Source organism: Dankookia sp. GCM10030260, from assembly GCF_042666655.1.
Taxonomy (GTDB): domain Bacteria; phylum Pseudomonadota; class Alphaproteobacteria; order Acetobacterales; family Acetobacteraceae; genus Paracraurococcus.
The window spans coordinates 19,393-37,606 of record NZ_JBHTDE010000019.1; the positions used below are offsets into that span (position 1 = coordinate 19,393).

Below are 18,214 nucleotides of genomic sequence, written 5' to 3' on the forward strand. Positions count from 1 at the left end.
ATCGGTTGTGATTGGCTCCCGGCGGCGGGTGCGGGAAGAAGGGCGTCCATGTGGACGCCCGAGACCCGGCCAAAATACGATCGCAGCAAGCTGCGCTACCCGAGTGATCTGACCGACGAGGAATGGTCAATCATCGGTCCGCTGATCCCACGGGCGAAGGGCGGCGGCAACAAGCGGACGGTCGACGTGCGCGCGGTGCTGAACGGGGTGATGTACATCCTGTCCACTGGCTGCCAGTGGGCAGCGCTGCCGAAGGACCTGCCGCCGCGGAGCACGGTGAATGACTATCTGCGACGCTGGGACGAGGACCGGACGCTCGATCGCATCCACCACGCGCTCTACGTCCTGTGCCGGGAGCAGGCTGGGCGCGAGGCCAGCCCGACGGCCGCGATCATCGACAGCCAGAGCGTCAAGAGCGCGGAAAAAGGGGGCGCTGCATCGACCCCTCGGGGTACGACGCGGGCAAGAAGATCAAAGGCAAGAAGCGGCACGTCCTGGTCGACACCCAAGGCCTGCTGATGCAGGCCATCATCCACGCCGCTGATGTCCAGGACCGCGATGGTGGCGTGTTGCTGATGGCCTCGCTGTTCGGCCTCTACCCCTTCCTGCTGAAGCTCTACGCCGACGGCGGGTACCAGGGCGCCAACTTTCAGGCCAGACTGCGCACGACTTGCCGCCACATCAACCTCGAGATCGTCAAGCGATCCGAGGCGCACAAGTTCGTCGTGCTGCCGAAGCGTTGGATCGTCGAGCGCACCATCGCCTGGCTCAATCGCTGCCGACGCTTGGCCAAGGATTGGGAGTGCCTGAACCGCCGCGCGCTTGCCTTCCTGCGATGGGCCTCCGTCCGCCGCATGCTTCGAAGGCTATGTCAGAAAATCATATGATCCCGGATGGACTCTTATCTTTGTCCCCGCGCCAAGGTGTCTGAGGGCGTCTCGCCAAATATAGAGCGGTAGTCGTGCGCAAACTGGCCGAGGTGCCAAAAGCCGTGCGCCAGCGCGACGCACTTTATCAGCGGCATTGGTCCTTCACGTGACTGCAGCGCGACTCGGACCATGCTCATCCGCCGCAGCTTTAGGAAGCGATGCGGGGTGATGTCAAAGACGGACCGGAAGGCGTCGGCCAAGGATGATGTTGACACTGCAAGAGCATCGCAGAGTTCCTCCGTATAGATCGGTCGGTTCATGTGGGCGCGGAGGTACTCGTCCGCTCGAAGCACAGTGCGCCGCCGTGCTTGGGTGCTGCGCGGCATGCAAATCTTGATGCTTGGTTTTGGCGAGACGAGATCATGCGCCGCTTTGAGCAAGGCGTCCCGCAATGCATAGCGCGGCTGCTCGGCCTCGAAGACCTCCGGTATGGTGCTGGCCGTCGCTCTCGCCGCGATGATGATCCGCTTGGCCTGATCCCAGAAGGCCGAAGGGACCTGTATCAAGGCGAAGCCCCCTGGCTGGAGCAGCCTCGATCCTGCTGCGGGTTCAAGAAGCGTCTCCACCGCGTCGGAGGGCAGCACCAGCGTCGCAAAGCTTGTGGGCCTCGAACCGACACGAAGCAGGTCCGCTCCTGGCGCGTAGGTGCCGATCATGCCCGGCCGATAAGGCACGCCGTTGAGGGTCAGGCTCTCAGCACCCTCAAGCGGCAGCTGCAGGAGGGCACGGTCCGACGCGCTTCTGAGGAGGCCCATGCAAGGCGATACCTGACCCATGTTCAGGGTGACATCGCCCATGCTGATAGAGTGCAAGGCAGCCTCAAACGGACCCGAATCTGTTGGAACAAGTTGACAGAACACGCCACCCTGAGCGGTGGTGATCTGCTCGGGCTCGGTAAACTGGCGAGACTGCACGCTGCTGTTGCAGGACATGCGGTTGGTCTCCTCCCGAGAAGAGAGGAGCGCTGCGCTGCGCTCTAGGTCGAGCTTCAGTCAGTTTAGGCACTTGGTCATTTTTAAAGCACCAAGTCACGAATTTGTAATACGCCCGGTCCGGTTTCATCGATTTTTTGGAGATTGATACTGGCCCGGGTGTTCACCTTGGGCGAATTCGGCGGTCCAGTCCCGGGTATCAAGCGTCAGGCGCGTACCACAAGCGGTACTTGCTCCGATCCGGCTCCGTAGGCTCGCTTTTACCATAACGCTGCTCATGGCCGCCCTGTTTAAGCCGCGATAAGTCCCGCTTACCGCGGGTTAGCCGGGGCTTGCCGCAATCGCTGTCAGCCGCAGGTTTGCAGCGCGCCGGCGTGGAGTCACACGCAGCACCGGCTGCCAAAACCAAGCGGATTAGGAGCTGCTGTGTCCCAAGGCCCGGCTCGTGCGTTGGTGTGGCATGATCCTGCGCAGCCCTGAGAATGGCACCCGTCTTCTCATTCCCCAGCCCTCCCACGCTCTGCTTTCAGGCCAGATGATGGCCGCCTGGGGTGCTCTCGGCTTCGCGCAGCCAGACCCGGCGCCCGAGGTGATCCTCGCCGCTGAGCAGCACGACATCGCTTGGCTGTGCTGGGAGACCGCCCCAACCCTCGACCGCGAAACGGGCCTGCCCCACCCTTTCACCAGGCTCGGCCCTGCGGTCCATGCCCCCATGTGGGCACGAGGCGTGGAGATCGCCCGCGCCGCCTATGGCCTCTGGCCCGCCCTGCTCATCTCCCTGCACGGCACGCGGGTCTACACGGAATATATGGACCCGGAGAGCCTGCCGCCGGAGGACCATGCCGCGATCGACCGCAACAACGCCAAGGAGGCCGCCCTCCAGGCGGACTGGATTGCCAAGCTCGGCGTGTCCCGCGAGCAGGTCGAATGGAACTCCGCCCTCGTCGCGGTGACCGACGCCCTTTCCCTCGCGCTCTGCTTTGCCGATCCGGGCAAGGCTGGGGAGGCGCCGATGGAAGACGGCAGCACCCGCAAGATGAAGCTCGTGCGGCAGGAAACGTCTCGCTGGTCGCTTGAGCCGTGGCCCTTCCGCGTCAGCACGCTGACCGTGCGGTGCGAGACGATCCGCCTCCCGGTCGACACCCGCTGGAGCGACGAGGAGGTGATGCGCCGCGATTTGCGCGACGCAGCCTGGAGCACGCTGGCCGAGACCCTGACCCCGGCCTGACGGATTAGGGGTGGCCACCAGCATGCCAGCAGCCGAGGCAACCAACTTGCTGACCCGGCGCCAGTGTCGCGAGGGCGATGCCGCGCGACTGCAGGCTGCGGCAGCTCGGCTGGGGCTGCGGGTTTGCGTCGGCTTCTTGGAGGGTCTGAACAGGGTCATCATGTGGGCGCTGCGCTTACTGGCATGGTCGATGCTGGCGACGACAGTTCTGACAGCGCCATAATTAGACCGAGACGCGCCATCAGTCCCGACGGCACGGTGCGACTGCGCTGCTGCCTAAACCTCGGCAGATTCGCTGGGGTTTGTGGCTAGCTGCCAAGGCCGGCAGGGCTGCGGCCATTCCGCGCCGATCGGTATTCGGGCGGCAATCCGGTTCATAGGGCTTGAGGCGACGGTGGGCGTCACGGTGCATCCTGACGTGCGACCGGCCGACATGCAGGCGAGTGAGGGAAACACGGGCCGAGCTAGGGAAGTGAGCCGACGCAGGGCAGGTTAGTTGAACCAGCCGTCCCACCATGCGTCAACAGCGACAGCCATGATGCCGATTATCCAAAAGTAGGGCGGTGTCTCGCGCACGGCCTTAATCGGACTCCTCAGGAATTCCATGCCAATCCCCTGACGACATGGCGCGGCACGCCATTGTTGCATCAAGGTTATAAACATCTTCGGAGGCGTGTAGAGAAGGCAAAATAAACGTTATTGGCGATAAAATTCTCCGCCGCTAACACGCGCTCTCCCCGCTTCCCGCTGTCTTATAGTGATCCGGGCGCCTGGCCTCCCCCGCGCTCTCTGGCTTGCCCGCGTGTTAGGAGAGGGGTGCCACAATCGCGGCCGGGCGCGGGTTTCCGGCTGACCGGCGCGGTTCTACGCCGCGCTGCAACCAGCGCCCGGCCTGTCAGTGCGAATGCCGATATAGCCGCTCTCGACCCGGCGCGGTCCTTGGCAGCCATGGTCCGAGCGGAAGATTTTGGCCGAATGCAGAAGGGGCGGCTTTTGGGCGGCCGAAGCAGCGAAGCTGACGCCACCGGTGGCTACATGGTTTGGCAGCTGTAGATCCGAAGCAGACATGCTGCCGGTCGCCGGGAGAATGGCGCCGCCTGCGACAAGCAACGCCTGAGCGCGTTTTCTCGCTGCCGCTCGGTTCAGCAACTCAGTTTAGTTTTATCGATGATGATCTTGCCTCTCACTAGGACGCTCCACTTCGGCGCGCTCCCACCAGGCTTGCAGCATCGGCAAGCACGCGTGCCGCAGGCATGACAATGTCGCAGACTAGGCCTGCAGCCGGCCACTCGCATTCAAGCCGTCCGCCAAGTTGGTCCCGTATGGTCGCGCGCATCACACGCTGGCCGAAGCCCCGCCGCTGCGGCGAGCCCAAGATGGTTGGTCCTCCAGTCTCAGCCCAGCGCAGCCGCAACTCGTCTGTCTTCACCTCAAGCGCCCAGGTCACAGTGACCAGTCCTGTCGGAACGGACAGGGCGCCATGCTTGACCGCGTTGGTCGCAAGCTCATGTAGCGTCATCGAGAGCGGCTGTGTGGCCGGGGCCGCAAGCATCAGAGGAGGGCCTTCGACTTGGGCGCGCGGTCCTTCCGAGACGGTTGGAAGCGAGACGAAGGAGCGCAGCCCGCCGCGCACGAGGTCGGCGAGATCGGCGCCGGCCCAATGCCGCTCAGCCAGCAATGTGTGCGCCCGCGCCAGCGCTGCCACCCGCCCCTCGACCGCCGCAGCATAGGCCCGAGCATCGGCAGCCGGGGTCAGCCGCAGCGCGGCGAGCACCACAGCCAGCACGTTTTTTGCCCGATGGTCCACTTCACGTGCCATCAGCACCTGCCGCTCATCGGCCCGGCGCCGCTCGGTCACGTCAAGCAGCAGGCCCGAGACCCTCCATGCCGACGGGGTCGCCGAGGGGTCGAGCCGCACATCGCCGCGGATTTGCACCCAAAGGACGGAGCCGTCGTGCAGCGTCGCCCGGAACTCCTCAGCGATTGCCCCGCCTTCGGCCGCGAGGCGGCGCGCCGTGACCTCAAGGCGCGGTCGCTCATCCGGATGCGCAACCGCTGGCATACTGTGCAGCTCAAGGGGCGCCGTGGCGCTTAGTCCCAAGAGGCGCAGAAGGGCGTCAAGGAGAGCCTCTTGCCGGCCGGCACCCGATGAAATGACCTCGAAGGCAACCACCCCCGCCGCCTCCTGCGCGCGGCGCAAGCGACCCTCAGCCTGCGCGGCCTCTAGCGCTCGCCGCGCTTGTAGGCGTAGCTCCAGCTCGTCCATGGCGAGGCCGGCTAGCGTAGTAAGCCAGCGCCCTTCAGCCTCAGTGATGCCTCCAGGTCTCGGCTCGTCAGAGATGGCGCAGACAGTGCCAAGTGCGAAACCGTCTGGCGTGCGCATCGGGACCGCGGCGTAGAACCGGATGTACGGCTCGCCGGTCACCAGCGGGTTGGATTCGAAGCGCGGGTCCGTGCGAGCGTCCGGCACCACGAAGACCTCCCGTGGGTCGGCCATGATGGCGTGCGCGCAGAAGGCACAGTCGCGCGGTGTCTGCTGTACCGCGAGGCCGACGCGGGCCTTGAACCACTGTCGCGTCTCGTCGACGAAGGTGACGAGTGCGACCGGTGTGCCGAGGAGGTCGCGCACCAGCATCGCCACCCTGTTGAAGGGCTCCTCCTCCGGCGTGTCGAGGATGCGGTAACGGTGGAGCGCCGCCAGCCGGTCCTCCTCAAGCGAGTCCGGCGGCCGCCCGCGGTCATTCAGCCTGTACTGGCCTAGGTTTTGCCGGGCAGTCATGCCCTAGGTGCGAGGTGCATCCAGCATCGACCCATAATCGGCGATGGAAGAGAAGCATTCCGACGTATGCCCTCGCATATGTGACACCGAGCGACTGCGCACTCGGCACACTCCGGCATTACCAACCCGCCTTGTGATTGAAACACCGAGCTGGCGGCAGGGCCGTCGCCATGAGCGGTCCGTCAGCCCGGTGTGGGTCAATCTTTCAGCGAACTGGTATAAGGCCGCCGCCATGCGCTGGCCCTGGCCGGTTCTGTGGGCGACGGCCGCGCCCTCCGTGCTGCCTCTCACACTCCAGAAGGGTCCCGCTTACCGCGGGTTAAAGGGAGATGCCACAATGGCGGCCAACCGCCAGAATTCCGCTTCGACCATACGGGGCGAAGGACATAACCGAGGTGCCGGAGGGCATGATCGTGCACCCGGCCAACCAACCAACACGGCACCCGGCGCATTCGCTCCGCCCACTTTCCTGATTGGCGAGGTGCCGTTCCGGTCGCAAGATTGCGTACCGTCTGCCGAAGGCACCCAGTGGCCACCGTCCGACCCAAGCCGCCTTTCCGAGCCGTCGTCCTGTTGCTTCTCGCCATTGCGGGTTGCGCGGGAGGACAGGATGGCGGCCTGCCGACCACAGCACCACCGGGCTTTTCCGCTGATACCTTCAGTCGCCAGGGCCTGATCGACGGCGCTACCGCCACGGAGGCAGGCTGTCGCGCACTTGCCGACGGGCTATGGGTCAGCACGAGCACGGGGCGGCGCGAATGCCTGCGCTATGCCGCCGCGGGGACGGGGGAGGGGAGACGCACAGCTCTGGTCTACGTGTCCGGCGACCCGGAAGGCGCATCCTACCGCTTCGCCGGCGGTACACCGCACATCGATGGTGCAAGCGAGCACTACGAAACCTCGCCCGAAACGCTGAGTGCCGCGGCGCAGACGCTGAGCGCCGCGGCAGGCGGGACGCCCGTGGTGCTGCTGGCCAGACCGGGCATGCACGGCTCCTCGGGTGATCATGCGAGGGACCGGCACACCCCGGATGAGGTCAAGCTGATCGACGATGCTCTGACGCAGTTGCGGCGCCGCTACGGGATCCAGGACCTGGCGCTCGTCGGCTTCTCTTCCGGCGGGGCCATCGTGGCCAACCTTCTCGCACGGCGCAACGACGTCCGCTGTGCGGTGATGGCCTCAGCACCACTCGATCTGGCCACGTTCTACCGCAAGCCGGATGGAGCGCTACCCGACCAATATGTCATGAGCGGTGATCTGGCCGATCCCATGCGGACCGTATCTGCCATTCGGCCAGGCGCCACAGTTTTCGTGCTCGGCGATCGGCGCGACCGCAGCGTGCCGGCCGCCGCATGGGAAGCGTGGGTGGCCGCCGCGCGGCGCACAGGGCTGCGCGTCCATGCCGCGGAGGTCGACGGGCTCGACCGCTCAGAGCTCGGCAGCGGGGAAAGTCACCATCTCACCGCAGGACGCGGGCTGGATGTGGCGCAGGCCTGCGCCGAGGGCGCGCCAGTCGAACGGATCCTGCACGCGCTCGGGTCGGACGAGCCGCTTCTCGCGGCGCGCGGCCGCCGGCTTGGCGCCGGCGAGATCCGAGCCGCCCTTGCCGGGCGGTCGCTGCGCGGCAACGAATGGAACCCCAGGGTCAACGTCTACAGCTTCTGGGGCGCGGGCGGCGAGCTGTACTACCTCGACCTCCGTCGTGGTGAGCGCCGCATCGCCGAGCTGCGCTGGCGGGTGGAGGGGGATCGGCTTTGCACTACACGTCACGGCTGCGGCGAAGTCCTCTCGGACGGGCGGTTCCTCAACGTCGTCAAGGGTGAGCCGCCGCGCCTTTCGGTGACCCTGCTCGAGGACGAGCAGGGCGCCACCTCGGCAGCGGTGGCGGCGCCCACCCCGGCACCGGCCACCGGCGCGGTACGCCTGCTGGTCGGCTTCGGTCTAGGCAGTAACACGGACTGGGTCGCGCGCATCGTGGCGGAAGCGCTGCGTGAGCGACTTGGCCGACCGGTATTTGTCGAGAACCTCCCCGGACGGGCAACTGCGGCAGCGGCCGAGGCGGTCGCCCGGTCAGCGCCGGACGGTGCCACACTCGGCCTCTTCCCGGCGTCATTTGCGACGGTACGGCACGCGTCCCGCGGGGTCGCTTTCGATCCGCTGACCGATTTCACCCCTCTCAGCCTCGTCGCAACCACTCCGAGCGTTGTTCTCGTCGCACCAGGCTACCCAGTCCGCGACCTCGGCGGCTTGGCCGCGGCGCTGCGCGCCGCACCAGACACGCCCTGCGCCACGCCGGGAGAGGGCAGCTTCCTGCACCTGTCGACGGCATTACTGGTGCGTGCGCTCGGCGCGACCTGCCGCGCCGTGCACTACGCCGAGCCGGCCCAGGCCCTGGCCAACCTCGCAGCAGGCCAGGTCCAGATCTACGTCAACAACGCCCCCACCTCGCTCATGGCGGTGCGCGCGGGCCGGGCCACGGCTCTCGCTGTCACTTCCCGTGAGCGGCTGGCTACGGAGCCCGAGCTCCCCACTGTCGGCGAAACCGTGCCAGGCTTCGAAGCGGTGGGTTGGTTTGCGCTGCTCGGCCCACGTGGCCTGTCTGCGGGCATTGCGGCGCGGCTGGAACGGGCGGCAGCGCAGGCTGCGCGCGACCCAGCCGCGGCGAGGCGCTTGCGGGTGCTCGGCGCCGAGCCGATCGGTTCCTCCGCGGCCGAGTTGGCGGCCCTGTTGCGCGCCGAGGATGCGAAGTGGGCAGGAGCGGCACGTGCCGCTGGCCTGGCTACGGAGTGACGGCCCGTCCGTCGATGAAGGCTGGGCGTACCGATCTATCGTGCTGGGTCATTCCCGGTCAGCCAGTGCTGGTGCAGTTCTGGCAGTCAGCCCCTGGCACACCTTTGGGAGCACGGGGATAGAACTCAGCCGCTGCGGCGCGTAGTGAGATTGCCATGGCGGGACAGGGGAGACCGCAGCAGTGGGAGACAGGCTGCTGTGCCTCGGCTTCTGGTTGGCACTCAGTTTTGAGGTGCAGGCCAACTGCTCATGATCCTCAGGGCCGACCGCGGCATGCGCGCCGTCAGCGCACAGGTCGTCAGACTATCACACGCGCGGCTGGCAAAGCTTGGCTGGGGTCAAACGTCTGGATAAGGCACCGATATCGCTTCGCCAGCGCTTCGGCTTCCAGGATATGGCGCGTCTCGGCATCTCCTGGAGCGCGTCCATTGCGGCGAACCTGCTGGCACGGGGTTGTGCCAGCCTGGCCTGCTCAGCGACGCCGCCGTGTGCTCGGGTCGATGTAGGAAACCTGTGCGTCGTCGCCGCCGCCGGACAACCAAGCTTCGCGGCCTGGGCTGCTAGGCCCGGGTACCATCCAGCTGGCGGTGAAGTCGTCACCGGTGGCGATGTCGAAGAGGGTCATGCGACCACGCTGCCCGTAGCTCGCGCCACCGCCGGCTCCGATGCTGCCGTAGGTGATGGTGGAGTCAGTGCCGCCACCGCTAAAGCTAGCTCCGCCGCCGCCGACCACATTGCCGGTGGACGAGTAAGCCAGGATGGACGGGGCCTGCGCCAGGGCCGGCGCGACGGCGAGCGCGCCGAGGATGGTAATAGTGCTAAATACGGTGCTGCGATTCATGGTCATTCTCCGCTGCGAAATCCGCGGCTTGACTGTGCAGCGCGGAGAGCCGTGGCGACTCCGCGCCGACCGGATGTCTGGACCGGTGAGCAGAGCCTAGGCGTGATGCGAGCTGGCCGCGTCGCATGAATGATATACGTGGGGAAAATCTAGGCAGGCAAAGCCGGTTGGCAGGCTTTCAGCTTCAGCTCGGCGAGATGGGCCACAGGATGCTCACGCCGGAAGCGGCTGCGCCGGGTCCGCGCCATTCGCCCCGGTTCCAGCCTGAGGCGAAGGTCGCGCCAGTGTCGTCAGTCGACGCGGCCGAGCTTACAGGCGGTCCGCGGGTGCGGCGCGACCATGGCGCGCTCACGGGTGTAGATCACGGTGCCCCACCAGCGTGCCCACGCCGTACTCTCTCGCTTACGCTCCATAAGTCCCGCTTCCCGCTCTCCAGCGCTGTCCCAGGCGCTTGTTATCACCCGCGGGAAGCGGGGAGAGCGTGAGACAGAGCAGGTTAGACTGAGCGCAGAACGGCGCCGCCACAGAACGGGCAGGATAGCACGTTTGGCAGCACGGACTGGGAGTGTGCTCAGGCTGCCGCTGCCTCTCCGTGCGCGATGGCCGGGTTGCGCAGCGGTCTGAAGCCGTCCGGTCCGAGGCCGATGTCCGCGCCCAGAGATACCTGCTGAAAGGCCTCTGTCTCGTCGCGGCCGGCCAATGAGGGACGCGGCTCCGGGGCATGCCCCGATCTCCGTCCGCGCCGCCTAAACTCAGATAGGGCCGAGCTTACTGCGTTCATCTTGTCGGCCCCAGCAACATGGGCGCATCAAAATCTCGGACGCTAAGATGGACGCGCTCGCTATCGAGTGCGACCCGTTCCACGACGAGAGAAACCACACCATCTCTTCCAACCAGCAGCCACTTTGAAGCGGTCACTTCGCGTCAGGTCCTTACTCAGGCAGGCCCGCCGCGCGCAGCGCGCAGATAACGTCGGCGGCAAAGTTCTTGTCAGAATAAAGCGCCGATACGCGACTGGCGAAGACGCGAGCGCCCTCGGGTACGGCTTCGCGGTATGCGGCAGTAGCAGCGGTGAGTTCCTCCTCCCGACCCAGGAAGTGGAGGGCGATGATGACGGTGCGGTGCTGCGTAGCGCGGCTTGGTTTTTCACGAACGGCTCGCAGCCCGGCCGCCAAAGCCTCTTCGTACTCCCCCGTCATTAATTGGGCGTAGGCCAGGCCTGCAAAGCAGTACGCCCGTTCGGGGTCGAGCGGGCTGAGCCGGATCGCGCGCCGGAAGTACGCCTTCGCCTCGTTTGGCTTCGCTACGTAGTTGCACGTCCAGCCGGCGAGGCCGAGCACGAAGGCGGAATTGGGGTTGAGTTCCAGCGCTCGCTCGGCCACCGCGATGGTCTTTTCATGGTCTTGCGCCAAGAAGCCAAACGTCCTGCCCGCCAGTGCGAGCACGGTCGGGTCGTCGTGACCTCCCTCTACGGCTTCCCGAGCGAGGCGAATGCCCTCCTCGCGCTCGCCCGGCCCAATCCAACCCTGCTCATAGCGGTTCGCCTGGGTGAACGCCGCCAGCGCTTTGGCCAATGCGAAGTTTGGGTCCATTGCTGCCGCGCGCCGGAGCAGCGCGAGCGCCCGCTCGGACCCTTGGCGCGTCGTCGCGTGGACGTGCGGCAAGGCGCGGAGGTAAAGATCGTAGGCGTCGAGGCTCTCGGTGGGCTTGGCCCGTACGCGCTTGATCTCCGCAAGCTGCACGCTCGGCTCAATCGCGGCGGCGACGCTTTCCGTTACTCGGTCCTGCAGGCCGAACACGTCGGTGAGGTCTCCGTCGAAGCGGTCCGCCCAGATGTGCCGGCCGGTTTCGGTTTCGACCAGCTGCCCGGTGATGCGCACTCGTCCACCGGCTTTGCGGACGCTGCCCTCGAGCGCGTAGCGCACGCCGAGATCGCGCCCGACCTGCCTGACATCCACGGCCCTGCCCTTGTAGGTAAAGGCCGAGTTGCGGGCGATGACGAAGAGCCAGCGGATGCGGGACAGGGCCGTGGTGATGTCCTCTACCATGCCGTCGGCGAAGTACTCCTGCTCCGGGTCGCCGCTCATGTTCTGGAACGGCAGCACCGCGAGCGACGGGCGGTCTGGGAGGGCGAGGGCCCGCGCCCGTCCGCCCCGGCCAAGCTCCGGCGGCGGAGGCGGCCATGCCGCGGCGTCGTCGGGGGCGGCGATGGCCCCAGGCGGCGGCGCTTCCGCGTGCGCCGGCTCGGCGACGAGCAGATAGCCGCGCTTGGGCAGCGTGCGTAGGAAACGTGCGCCCTCGTCGCCGAGCGCCCGGCGGATTTCAGCGATGCATTGGCTGATGCTGTCGTCGGTGACGAACACGTCCGGCCACACCTCTCGCATCAGGCTTTCGCGCGGCACCAGCCGCCCGGCCTGCTCGGCCAAGTGGCGCAGCACCTCGAAGGTCTTCGGGCGCAGCGGAACCTCCGCCCCGTTCAGTCCCGACAGCGTCCCGCGTGCAGGATTCAGGACGAAGCTCCCGAACCGGTACGCGCTCCGTTCCATCGACGGCTGCGGCGCGTTTTGTTTCGTGCTCTCCATCGTTCCGGACCTTGTGCTTTCCGGGGCTCACCCGAGCCGACAGGGATTTCGGAAAGGCTTCGTCGCAATTTCAGGGTGCTCTCGGGACTTTTTGTGCGCTTCGGAAGCAACCTCTGCCCTGCCGCAGATGGCCACACAACGGAGGCAACGATGTCCCATCCTCGCCACACCACCGACCGGACGGACACGCTGGACGCGCTGCTCGGTACCGCCGGGGTGGCATGGATCCTGGGTTTCGTCGCAGCGATCGAGAGCGCTCTCGGCAAGCTTTTCTACTAATAAATCGATACGAAACAGATGGCGGCTGTTGGGTGAGATGGCGTATTTCGCTCGCCGTGGTGCGCCATCGTGTAGTGTGGACACAGTATTGCAGGGGTTGGTGGGCCGGACGCATTGAGATCTACCCTTACCTACACTGACGGTGACCTCGGCTACCCCTGCCTTCTCGTACTGCCGGGTCAGAACCCGCGGTCGGCTGCCATTCCTGATTGAGAGACACGCGGCTTGTAGGAAAATATTTTCATGCCCCGCTCGGCCGCCATGTTCGATGGTTTTGTCGAACAACTTTACGACGCAGCAGTTGGCGTCAAAGATTGGCACGACGTCTTGGGATCGCTTGCTAATATTTTTGATGGATCTGCAGCTGTCTTGGGCATCGTCGGTCCGCGATCTATCCCTCGCATTGTTCAGGTCGGCGTCGATCCAGTTTACGAGGCCCGCTACATCGAGCGCCATGCAGGGCGCAACGAGCTAGCGGCCCGGTCGGGCGTCCTGCCAGTCGGGACAGTGATGACCGACCAAGACCTTATGCCTCGGGCAGAGTTTCTCCGGACCGGCTTCTACGATGAATGCCTGCGGCCTCAGGGCCTGAGCACTCTGATGAACCTGCGTGCGGCGCGTGGCGAAAACGGTGCGGTGGGAAACGTCTGCATATTCCGGTCGGCGGTCCAGGGCGCGTTCGAGCCGGACGAAGTTGAGTTCCTTAGGCGCCTCGCCCCACACCTTCGCCGCGCAGTAGCCGTGCATGTCCGGCTCGCAGAGGCTGAGGGGCAGCAACGTGCCCTGTCGGAAACCCTGCAAAGAATGTCGTATGCTACTTACCTGGTCGATGCGGCATCGGTGGTTCATCTGGCAAATGCGGCAGGAGTCGAATTACTCGCCGCACGGGACGGCCTACACGCTGAGGCCAGTGATGGCATGTCGCTCCGCGCAGCCCGTGGCGACGAGACTGCGGCCCTGCGGCGCCTGATCGGTTCAACGGTCGCCGGCAACGGCACGAGCCCACCCCAAGGTGGGCGGATGCGCCTTTCCCGTCCTGACAAAACCCCACTCATCGTTACCGTCGTACCCCTGACCACAGGTGGAATGGCAGCTTTGGGGCTCCGCTCCGAGCCAACAGCATTGCTGTTGGTGACCGATCCTGAGGCGAAAGTGCAGCCCCTGTCACCCGCCATGCTACGCGAGACCTTCGGGTTGACGCCTGCCGAGGCGGCGATCGCCGCCCTCGCGGCCCATGGCGAGGGAATGCCGGCTGCCGCCGAAGCATTGGGCATCACCCAAGGGACCGCCAGGCTTCACCTCCACCGGGTCTTCGAGAAGACCGGTGTTCACCGGCAAGCCGAGCTGACTGCACTCCTGGCGCGCCTGGCATAGTAAGACGCGCCAGCTACTGCTTGGGCATCTCACCAAATTCGCGCGCTAACATCGTCCAACGATCACGATGGGCGGCTAACTCTGCCACGAAGGCCGTCGGTGTCGAACTGCGCGCCTGAAGCCCCACGGCGGCGTAGCGCTCGATCAAGGAGGGACTTGCCAGCACCGCCTGAGCGTCGGAGGAGAGCGCCTCACGCGTTGCTTCCGGCATGCCGCGCCAGCCAAAAATGCCGTGGACGCCCTCGACTAACAGGTCGGGACAGTCCGCTTCAGCCGTGGTCGGTAGATCTGGTACGATCGGCGTCCGAGTGGTGCTCGACACTGCAAGCAATCGCACGCTCCCGGCCCGGACGTAAGGAAGGGCGGCGGCGATGGATCCGAGCGCTAGGTGGACGTGTCCTTGGGCCAGCTCCATCAGCATCAAGCCGCGAAAGGAGACAAAGACGGCGTCAATGCTGCGGCGCTTTAGGAAAGCGTTGAAAGCAATGTAGAGCGAAGTTCCCGGCGTGGCATACCAGTTCAGCGCACCGGGCTGGCCCCGGGCGTAGTCGATCACCTCGCGTAAGCTTCGCACCGGCAAGCTGGCCGGGACCACAACCGCCATCAGGTCGGTGGCAATGCTTGATATCGGGACGAATGCCGCACGGTCGGCGAAGGGCGAACGGTCCTGCATGAGCGGCGCCACCGTCAGCAAATCGCCCATACCGAAGAACAGCGCCTCGCCTGGCGGGATCTGGGCAAAGGTTTCGCCCGCAATGGTTCCGCCACCGCCAACCTTGTTCTCCACAATGATCGAATGGCCGCGATGCCGGGAGAATGCATCGACAAAGAGCCGCGCGGCGATGTCGGGCGAGGAACCTGGGGGTAACGGAACAATCATCCGCCCGGGCTTTAAGACGGCAGAGGATGTGCCCGGCTGTGCCTGTCGTGCGGAGACCCACCCTTCTGGCGCTATTGCGCTGAGTGACATGGCAAGTGAGCCGACCGCGACACGGCGCGTTGGGATCAAGGTCATGGCGTCTTCCATTTTAAGGAAGCGTGGTGCGGTCCCTACCAGAGCTATCGCATATGGAACTTCCAGCTCTCGGACGTAGTCGGAAGCGCGATTTTAACCTCCGTGGTCGAGCTTGGGCGCATCAATGGCTTCGTTCGACTCAACTTCGGCCGTAGATGATCAATGCGATAGCGCTGGTCCCTACCACCTTGTCGTGGCGGCTCGCCGCCCGCATCGGCATCCATGCCAGTTTCTGAAAAGATTGGTGTTCCTCTGCCTCCCTTAGGGAGGCAGCCCCTGCCGCCTGATGCCTCGGTGCTCACGGGCCCAAGTCACAATAGTCCGATGCATCCGGCCCGGCAGCAGCGGATGATCCTGCAACTGCGTCTGAACCAATAGCTTGTCACCTTGGATGGACAGGAAGCGATGCTGCTCGGAACCCTCCCATGCAGGATGCCAGGCAACGTCCACCTTCGTCACAAGCCGGTCTGGCTTCGCGTCGAAGCGCCCCGTGTAAGCCGTGACGGCGCGGTTCGGTCTTTCGCCGGATTCGGCGATGATGACCATCATGCGGCCGTCAGGACAGAATACGGCGAAGCCGCGTGGCGCAGGGCCGTGTATGTCGACCATCTCGCCCGTATCCTCGAATTGGGACCGGACGGAAACTAGCTGCCAGGCGCCGAGCAACCCGTGGATGTCGACAGGGGATCCGATCACCGACGCGCTCCTTTCTCCTAGCTCGGCGTTGGGTAACCGAGTCTTTGCCGCCGACACAAAGTCGCGTCAGCCGACACGGCGATGAGAGCGGCAGATATAAGCGTTTCAAGTCAGCGCGGCAGGTACAGCGTTTCCTCTCCGCCCACGACCAGATCGCCAACCTCTTCCGTCCACACCGCGACCACGTCACCGCCAGTGAACATCAAGCCGCAAGGGCGCGTGCGTTTAAGGCATGGACCGACATCAGCGAGTTGCCGCTGCGGCCTGAACTCCGCCCCTGTATCGCCCTCGGCCAACCACCTCGGTCAGCCTTGGATCAACAACTTGATGGTGCCTGATGGATCACCCAAACGGGTGGTTCGCGTCGACTGCTTAATGGAACAGCCTGGCAAGCGCGACACGGACCCCACCAAGGAAGCCGAGGAAGTAAGCGGCTGCGGCCACGGCTGCCAAGATGTCGTGGGCGTTGTCGCGAGCCTCCCGGAGCATGTGAGACATGGTTATCTCCGTCATACGATCCACCGTGGCGGACTTAGGCCAGCCGCAAGGCTGCGGCTGACTTGTGGCTGCTCCTGAGTGGGCTCAGCGGTTTTGGTCGGCGACCACCTGGGCGTCGTCGCCGCCGCCAATCAGCCGCACGTTGCGGCCCGTTCCGGCCGGCGCCGGGGTCAGGTACTCCACCTGCTGCCCGTCGCCGTGGCTGCCCGCGAAGCGGGCGAGCCGCCCGGACTGTACAACCACGCTGCCGCCGCCTGCGCCGCTGGTGTTGTAGCTGATCCGCATATCGTCGCCGCCGCCGATAATCATGGCACCGCCGCCGCCTACGACGTTGCCGGTTTCAGCGTGCGCGGCCAGCGGGGCTGCGGCGAAGGCGGCCAGGATAGCCAGGGAAGCCAATGCGGTGCTGCGGACCATGGGTCTCTCCTGAATGCTGCGCGTGAAGGTTTTGTTGAATAGTCCGTCTGAACGCTCTGTAGCGCTGCCTGATGCTTGGGCTGCTTCAGGCCGCAAAATCACGCTAGCTGTGCAACCCTCGGGCTCTCATCGTACAAATGATATATGCCACGGAAATTAGACGATTTTTCTGAGAAAAATCTTGCTGCCCTTATGCGGGCGCTCAATGCGGTTCTGTCAGGCCTCGCGCTAGGTAGCCCATTTGGCTGTCCGGGCTATCGCCGGTAGCCTTCAAGACCAGCGGGGCGGGAATCGAGGATGGACTGTGTGGCCTGCGGCTCCACCGGCGTGACGGAGCGGCCGGATCGCACAGCCCGGGGCTACCGCCGGTTTCGCTGCCGCGAGTGCGGCAAGCAGTACAACGAGCGCAGCGGCGGGCTGCTCAACCACACCCAGTACCCTTCGGACGTGATCGCCCTCGTGGTGCTGTGGCGGCTGCGCTACCGGCTGACCCTGCGCGACCTGGCTGAGATGTTTCTCCAGCGCGGGATCGTCTTCAGTCACGAAGCCGTCCGCGCGTGGGAGACGAAGCTCGCACCGGTACTGGCGGGCGAACTCCGTCGACGCCGGCACGGCAAGGGTGGCGCCCGCGGCCGGCACTGGCATGTGGACGAAACGTATTTGAAAGTTCGTGGCCGCTGGGCGTATCTGTATCGGGCGATCGACCGCGACGGCAACCTCGTCGACACCACGCTGAGCGAGCACCGCGACATGGCCGCGGCCCAGGCCTTCTTCCGCTCGGCCAAGGCCGTCACCGGCATCATCCCCGAGCGCGTCACCACGGATGGCCACAGCTCCTACCCGCGGGCGATCCGCTCGACACTCGGCCGGCGCGTCGTGCACCGGACCAGCGCAAAAAAGAACAACGGATTGGAGCAGGACCATCGGGGCGTCAAAGGTCGAACGCGATGTATGCGGGGCTTCATGAGTTTCGACGCGGCGGAGCGCTTCTGTCGAGGGTATGACGAGCTCTGCCATTTCCTTCGCTCTCGTGCCCGCCATAATCAGCACGTCCCCGCCCGCCGCCGTCGCCTGCTCCACCTCCGTCGTGCCACCACCGCACTCGCTATCCTCGAGGCTGCGTAGGCGCGACGCGTCGTCCACCTCATGCCGTCAGGTTTGGCGCGAGCGCTGACAGAACCCTGGCCAGAGCCTCGAGCGCCTGCCGCCCGACCCCGGCTCGCAGGGCGGCCTCCTCGACCGAGGCAAAGGGCGAGCCGTTGCGGGCCCGCCGGGCTGCCAGGAGCGCCCGCGCCTCCGCCTCCTGCAGACTGCCCGCCGAAACCGGCCTCCGATCGCCGTAAGTCGACGGTATTGGTGCTAGCCCTGGCGTGGTAGGTTAGAACGGACCCGAACCAACAAGCCAACCAACCAACGAGAGCGATGCAGCAGCAGCTATTCTCCGGGACGCACGACGCGACTCTCGTCGTTCTCTCCGTCGCGATCGCCGTGGCCGCATCCTACACTGCCCTCGACCTCGCCAGTCGGGTCGGCGCCGCCACGGGGTGGGTCCGGCGCGCCTGGCTGGCCACCGCGGCAGTGGCCATGGGGGGTGGCGTCTGGGCGATGCACTTCGTCGCCATGCTCGCCTTCCTGCTGCCCGTGCCGATGGCCTACGAACCCGGGCTCACCCTCCTTTCCCTCGTCGTCGCCGTCGGCGTCACCGGGATTGGCTTCGCCATCACCGACTACGGCGCGGGTCCCGCCCGCACCGGTCTCGCCGGCCTGCTGATGGGGCTCGGTATTGCGGCCATGCACTACACTGGCATGGCCGCAATGCGCATGCCGGCCAGCGTCGAATACAACCCTCCCCTG

13 protein-coding genes and 1 pseudogene are annotated in these 18,214 nt (G+C 65.6%); 7 read left to right on the top strand and 7 right to left on the bottom strand.

Annotated elements, in window-relative coordinates:
• Positions 1 to 48: 48 nt before the first annotated feature.
• Positions 49 to 887: pseudogene (locus ACFQS7_RS27445) on the top strand (IS5 family transposase).
• A gap of 14 nt (positions 888 to 901) precedes the next feature.
• Here the strand turns inward: ACFQS7_RS27445 and ACFQS7_RS27450 are convergent.
• Complete coding sequence (locus ACFQS7_RS27450) at positions 902 to 1,861, bottom strand: helix-turn-helix domain-containing protein (protein WP_380070342.1); 960 nt, start codon at positions 1,859 to 1,861, stop codon at positions 902 to 904.
• Between the two features lie 460 nt (positions 1,862 to 2,321).
• Between ACFQS7_RS27450 and ACFQS7_RS27455 the strand changes: the two genes are divergently transcribed.
• Positions 2,322 to 3,089: a DUF3891 family protein gene (locus ACFQS7_RS27455; RefSeq protein ID WP_380070343.1), complete on the top strand. Its 768-nt coding sequence runs from the start codon at positions 2,322 to 2,324 to the stop codon at positions 3,087 to 3,089.
• Between the two features lie 1,186 nt (positions 3,090 to 4,275).
• Here the strand turns inward: ACFQS7_RS27455 and ACFQS7_RS27460 are convergent.
• Complete coding sequence (locus tag ACFQS7_RS27460; RefSeq protein WP_380070344.1) at positions 4,276 to 5,868, bottom strand: HWE histidine kinase domain-containing protein; 1,593 nt, start codon at positions 5,866 to 5,868, stop codon at positions 4,276 to 4,278.
• Positions 5,869 to 6,441: 573 nt separating this feature from the next.
• Here ACFQS7_RS27460 and ACFQS7_RS27465 point away from each other — a divergent pair.
• Positions 6,442 to 8,658 (top strand): tripartite tricarboxylate transporter substrate-binding protein, encoded by a 2,217-nt coding sequence (locus ACFQS7_RS27465; protein ID WP_380070345.1) that lies wholly within the window; start codon positions 6,442 to 6,444, stop codon positions 8,656 to 8,658.
• A 472-nt stretch (positions 8,659 to 9,130) separates the two neighbouring features.
• On the opposite strand, the gene ACFQS7_RS27470 is transcribed toward ACFQS7_RS27465, so the two are convergent.
• Both ACFQS7_RS27470 and ACFQS7_RS27475 read right to left on the bottom strand, forming a co-directional pair.
• On the bottom strand, positions 9,131 to 9,499 hold the full coding sequence (locus ACFQS7_RS27470; protein WP_380070346.1) for a hypothetical protein: 369 nt from the start codon (positions 9,497 to 9,499) through the stop codon (positions 9,131 to 9,133).
• A gap of 932 nt (positions 9,500 to 10,431) precedes the next feature.
• Entirely contained in the window at positions 10,432 to 12,081 is a 1,650-nt protein-coding gene (locus ACFQS7_RS27475) for a winged helix-turn-helix domain-containing protein (protein WP_380070347.1), read from the bottom strand.
• A gap of 150 nt (positions 12,082 to 12,231) precedes the next feature.
• Here ACFQS7_RS27475 and ACFQS7_RS27480 point away from each other — a divergent pair, with 150 nt between their 5' ends.
• Positions 12,232 to 12,360 (top strand): hypothetical protein, encoded by a 129-nt coding sequence (locus tag ACFQS7_RS27480; RefSeq protein ID WP_380070348.1) that lies wholly within the window; start codon positions 12,232 to 12,234, stop codon positions 12,358 to 12,360.
• A gap of 243 nt (positions 12,361 to 12,603) precedes the next feature.
• Positions 12,604 to 13,734 (top strand): helix-turn-helix transcriptional regulator, encoded by a 1,131-nt coding sequence (locus ACFQS7_RS27485; protein ID WP_380070349.1) that lies wholly within the window; start codon positions 12,604 to 12,606, stop codon positions 13,732 to 13,734.
• A 13-nt stretch (positions 13,735 to 13,747) separates the two neighbouring features.
• On the opposite strand, the gene ACFQS7_RS27490 is transcribed toward ACFQS7_RS27485, so the two are convergent.
• The 3 genes from ACFQS7_RS27490 to ACFQS7_RS27500 form a co-directional block, all read right to left on the bottom strand.
• Positions 13,748 to 14,761 (bottom strand): Bug family tripartite tricarboxylate transporter substrate binding protein, encoded by a 1,014-nt coding sequence (locus ACFQS7_RS27490; protein ID WP_380070350.1) that lies wholly within the window; start codon positions 14,759 to 14,761, stop codon positions 13,748 to 13,750.
• Positions 14,762 to 15,010: 249 nt separating this feature from the next.
• Positions 15,011 to 15,445, bottom strand: a complete 435-nt coding sequence (locus ACFQS7_RS27495; protein ID WP_380070351.1) for a lipocalin-like domain-containing protein — start codon at positions 15,443 to 15,445, stop codon at positions 15,011 to 15,013.
• 582 nt (positions 15,446 to 16,027) lie between these two features.
• Entirely contained in the window at positions 16,028 to 16,360 is a 333-nt protein-coding gene (locus ACFQS7_RS27500) for a hypothetical protein (RefSeq protein ID WP_380070352.1), read from the bottom strand.
• A gap of 297 nt (positions 16,361 to 16,657) precedes the next feature.
• Here ACFQS7_RS27500 and ACFQS7_RS27505 point away from each other — a divergent pair, with 297 nt between their 5' ends.
• Together ACFQS7_RS27505 and ACFQS7_RS27510 are read left to right on the top strand one after the other, a co-directional pair.
• On the top strand, positions 16,658 to 17,485 hold the full coding sequence (locus ACFQS7_RS27505; protein ID WP_380070353.1) for an IS6 family transposase: 828 nt from the start codon (positions 16,658 to 16,660) through the stop codon (positions 17,483 to 17,485).
• A gap of 297 nt (positions 17,486 to 17,782) precedes the next feature.
• Positions 17,783 to 18,214, top strand: a 432-nt coding sequence (locus tag ACFQS7_RS27510; RefSeq protein ID WP_380070354.1) for an MHYT domain-containing protein, incomplete at its 3' end; no start/stop codon positions are given.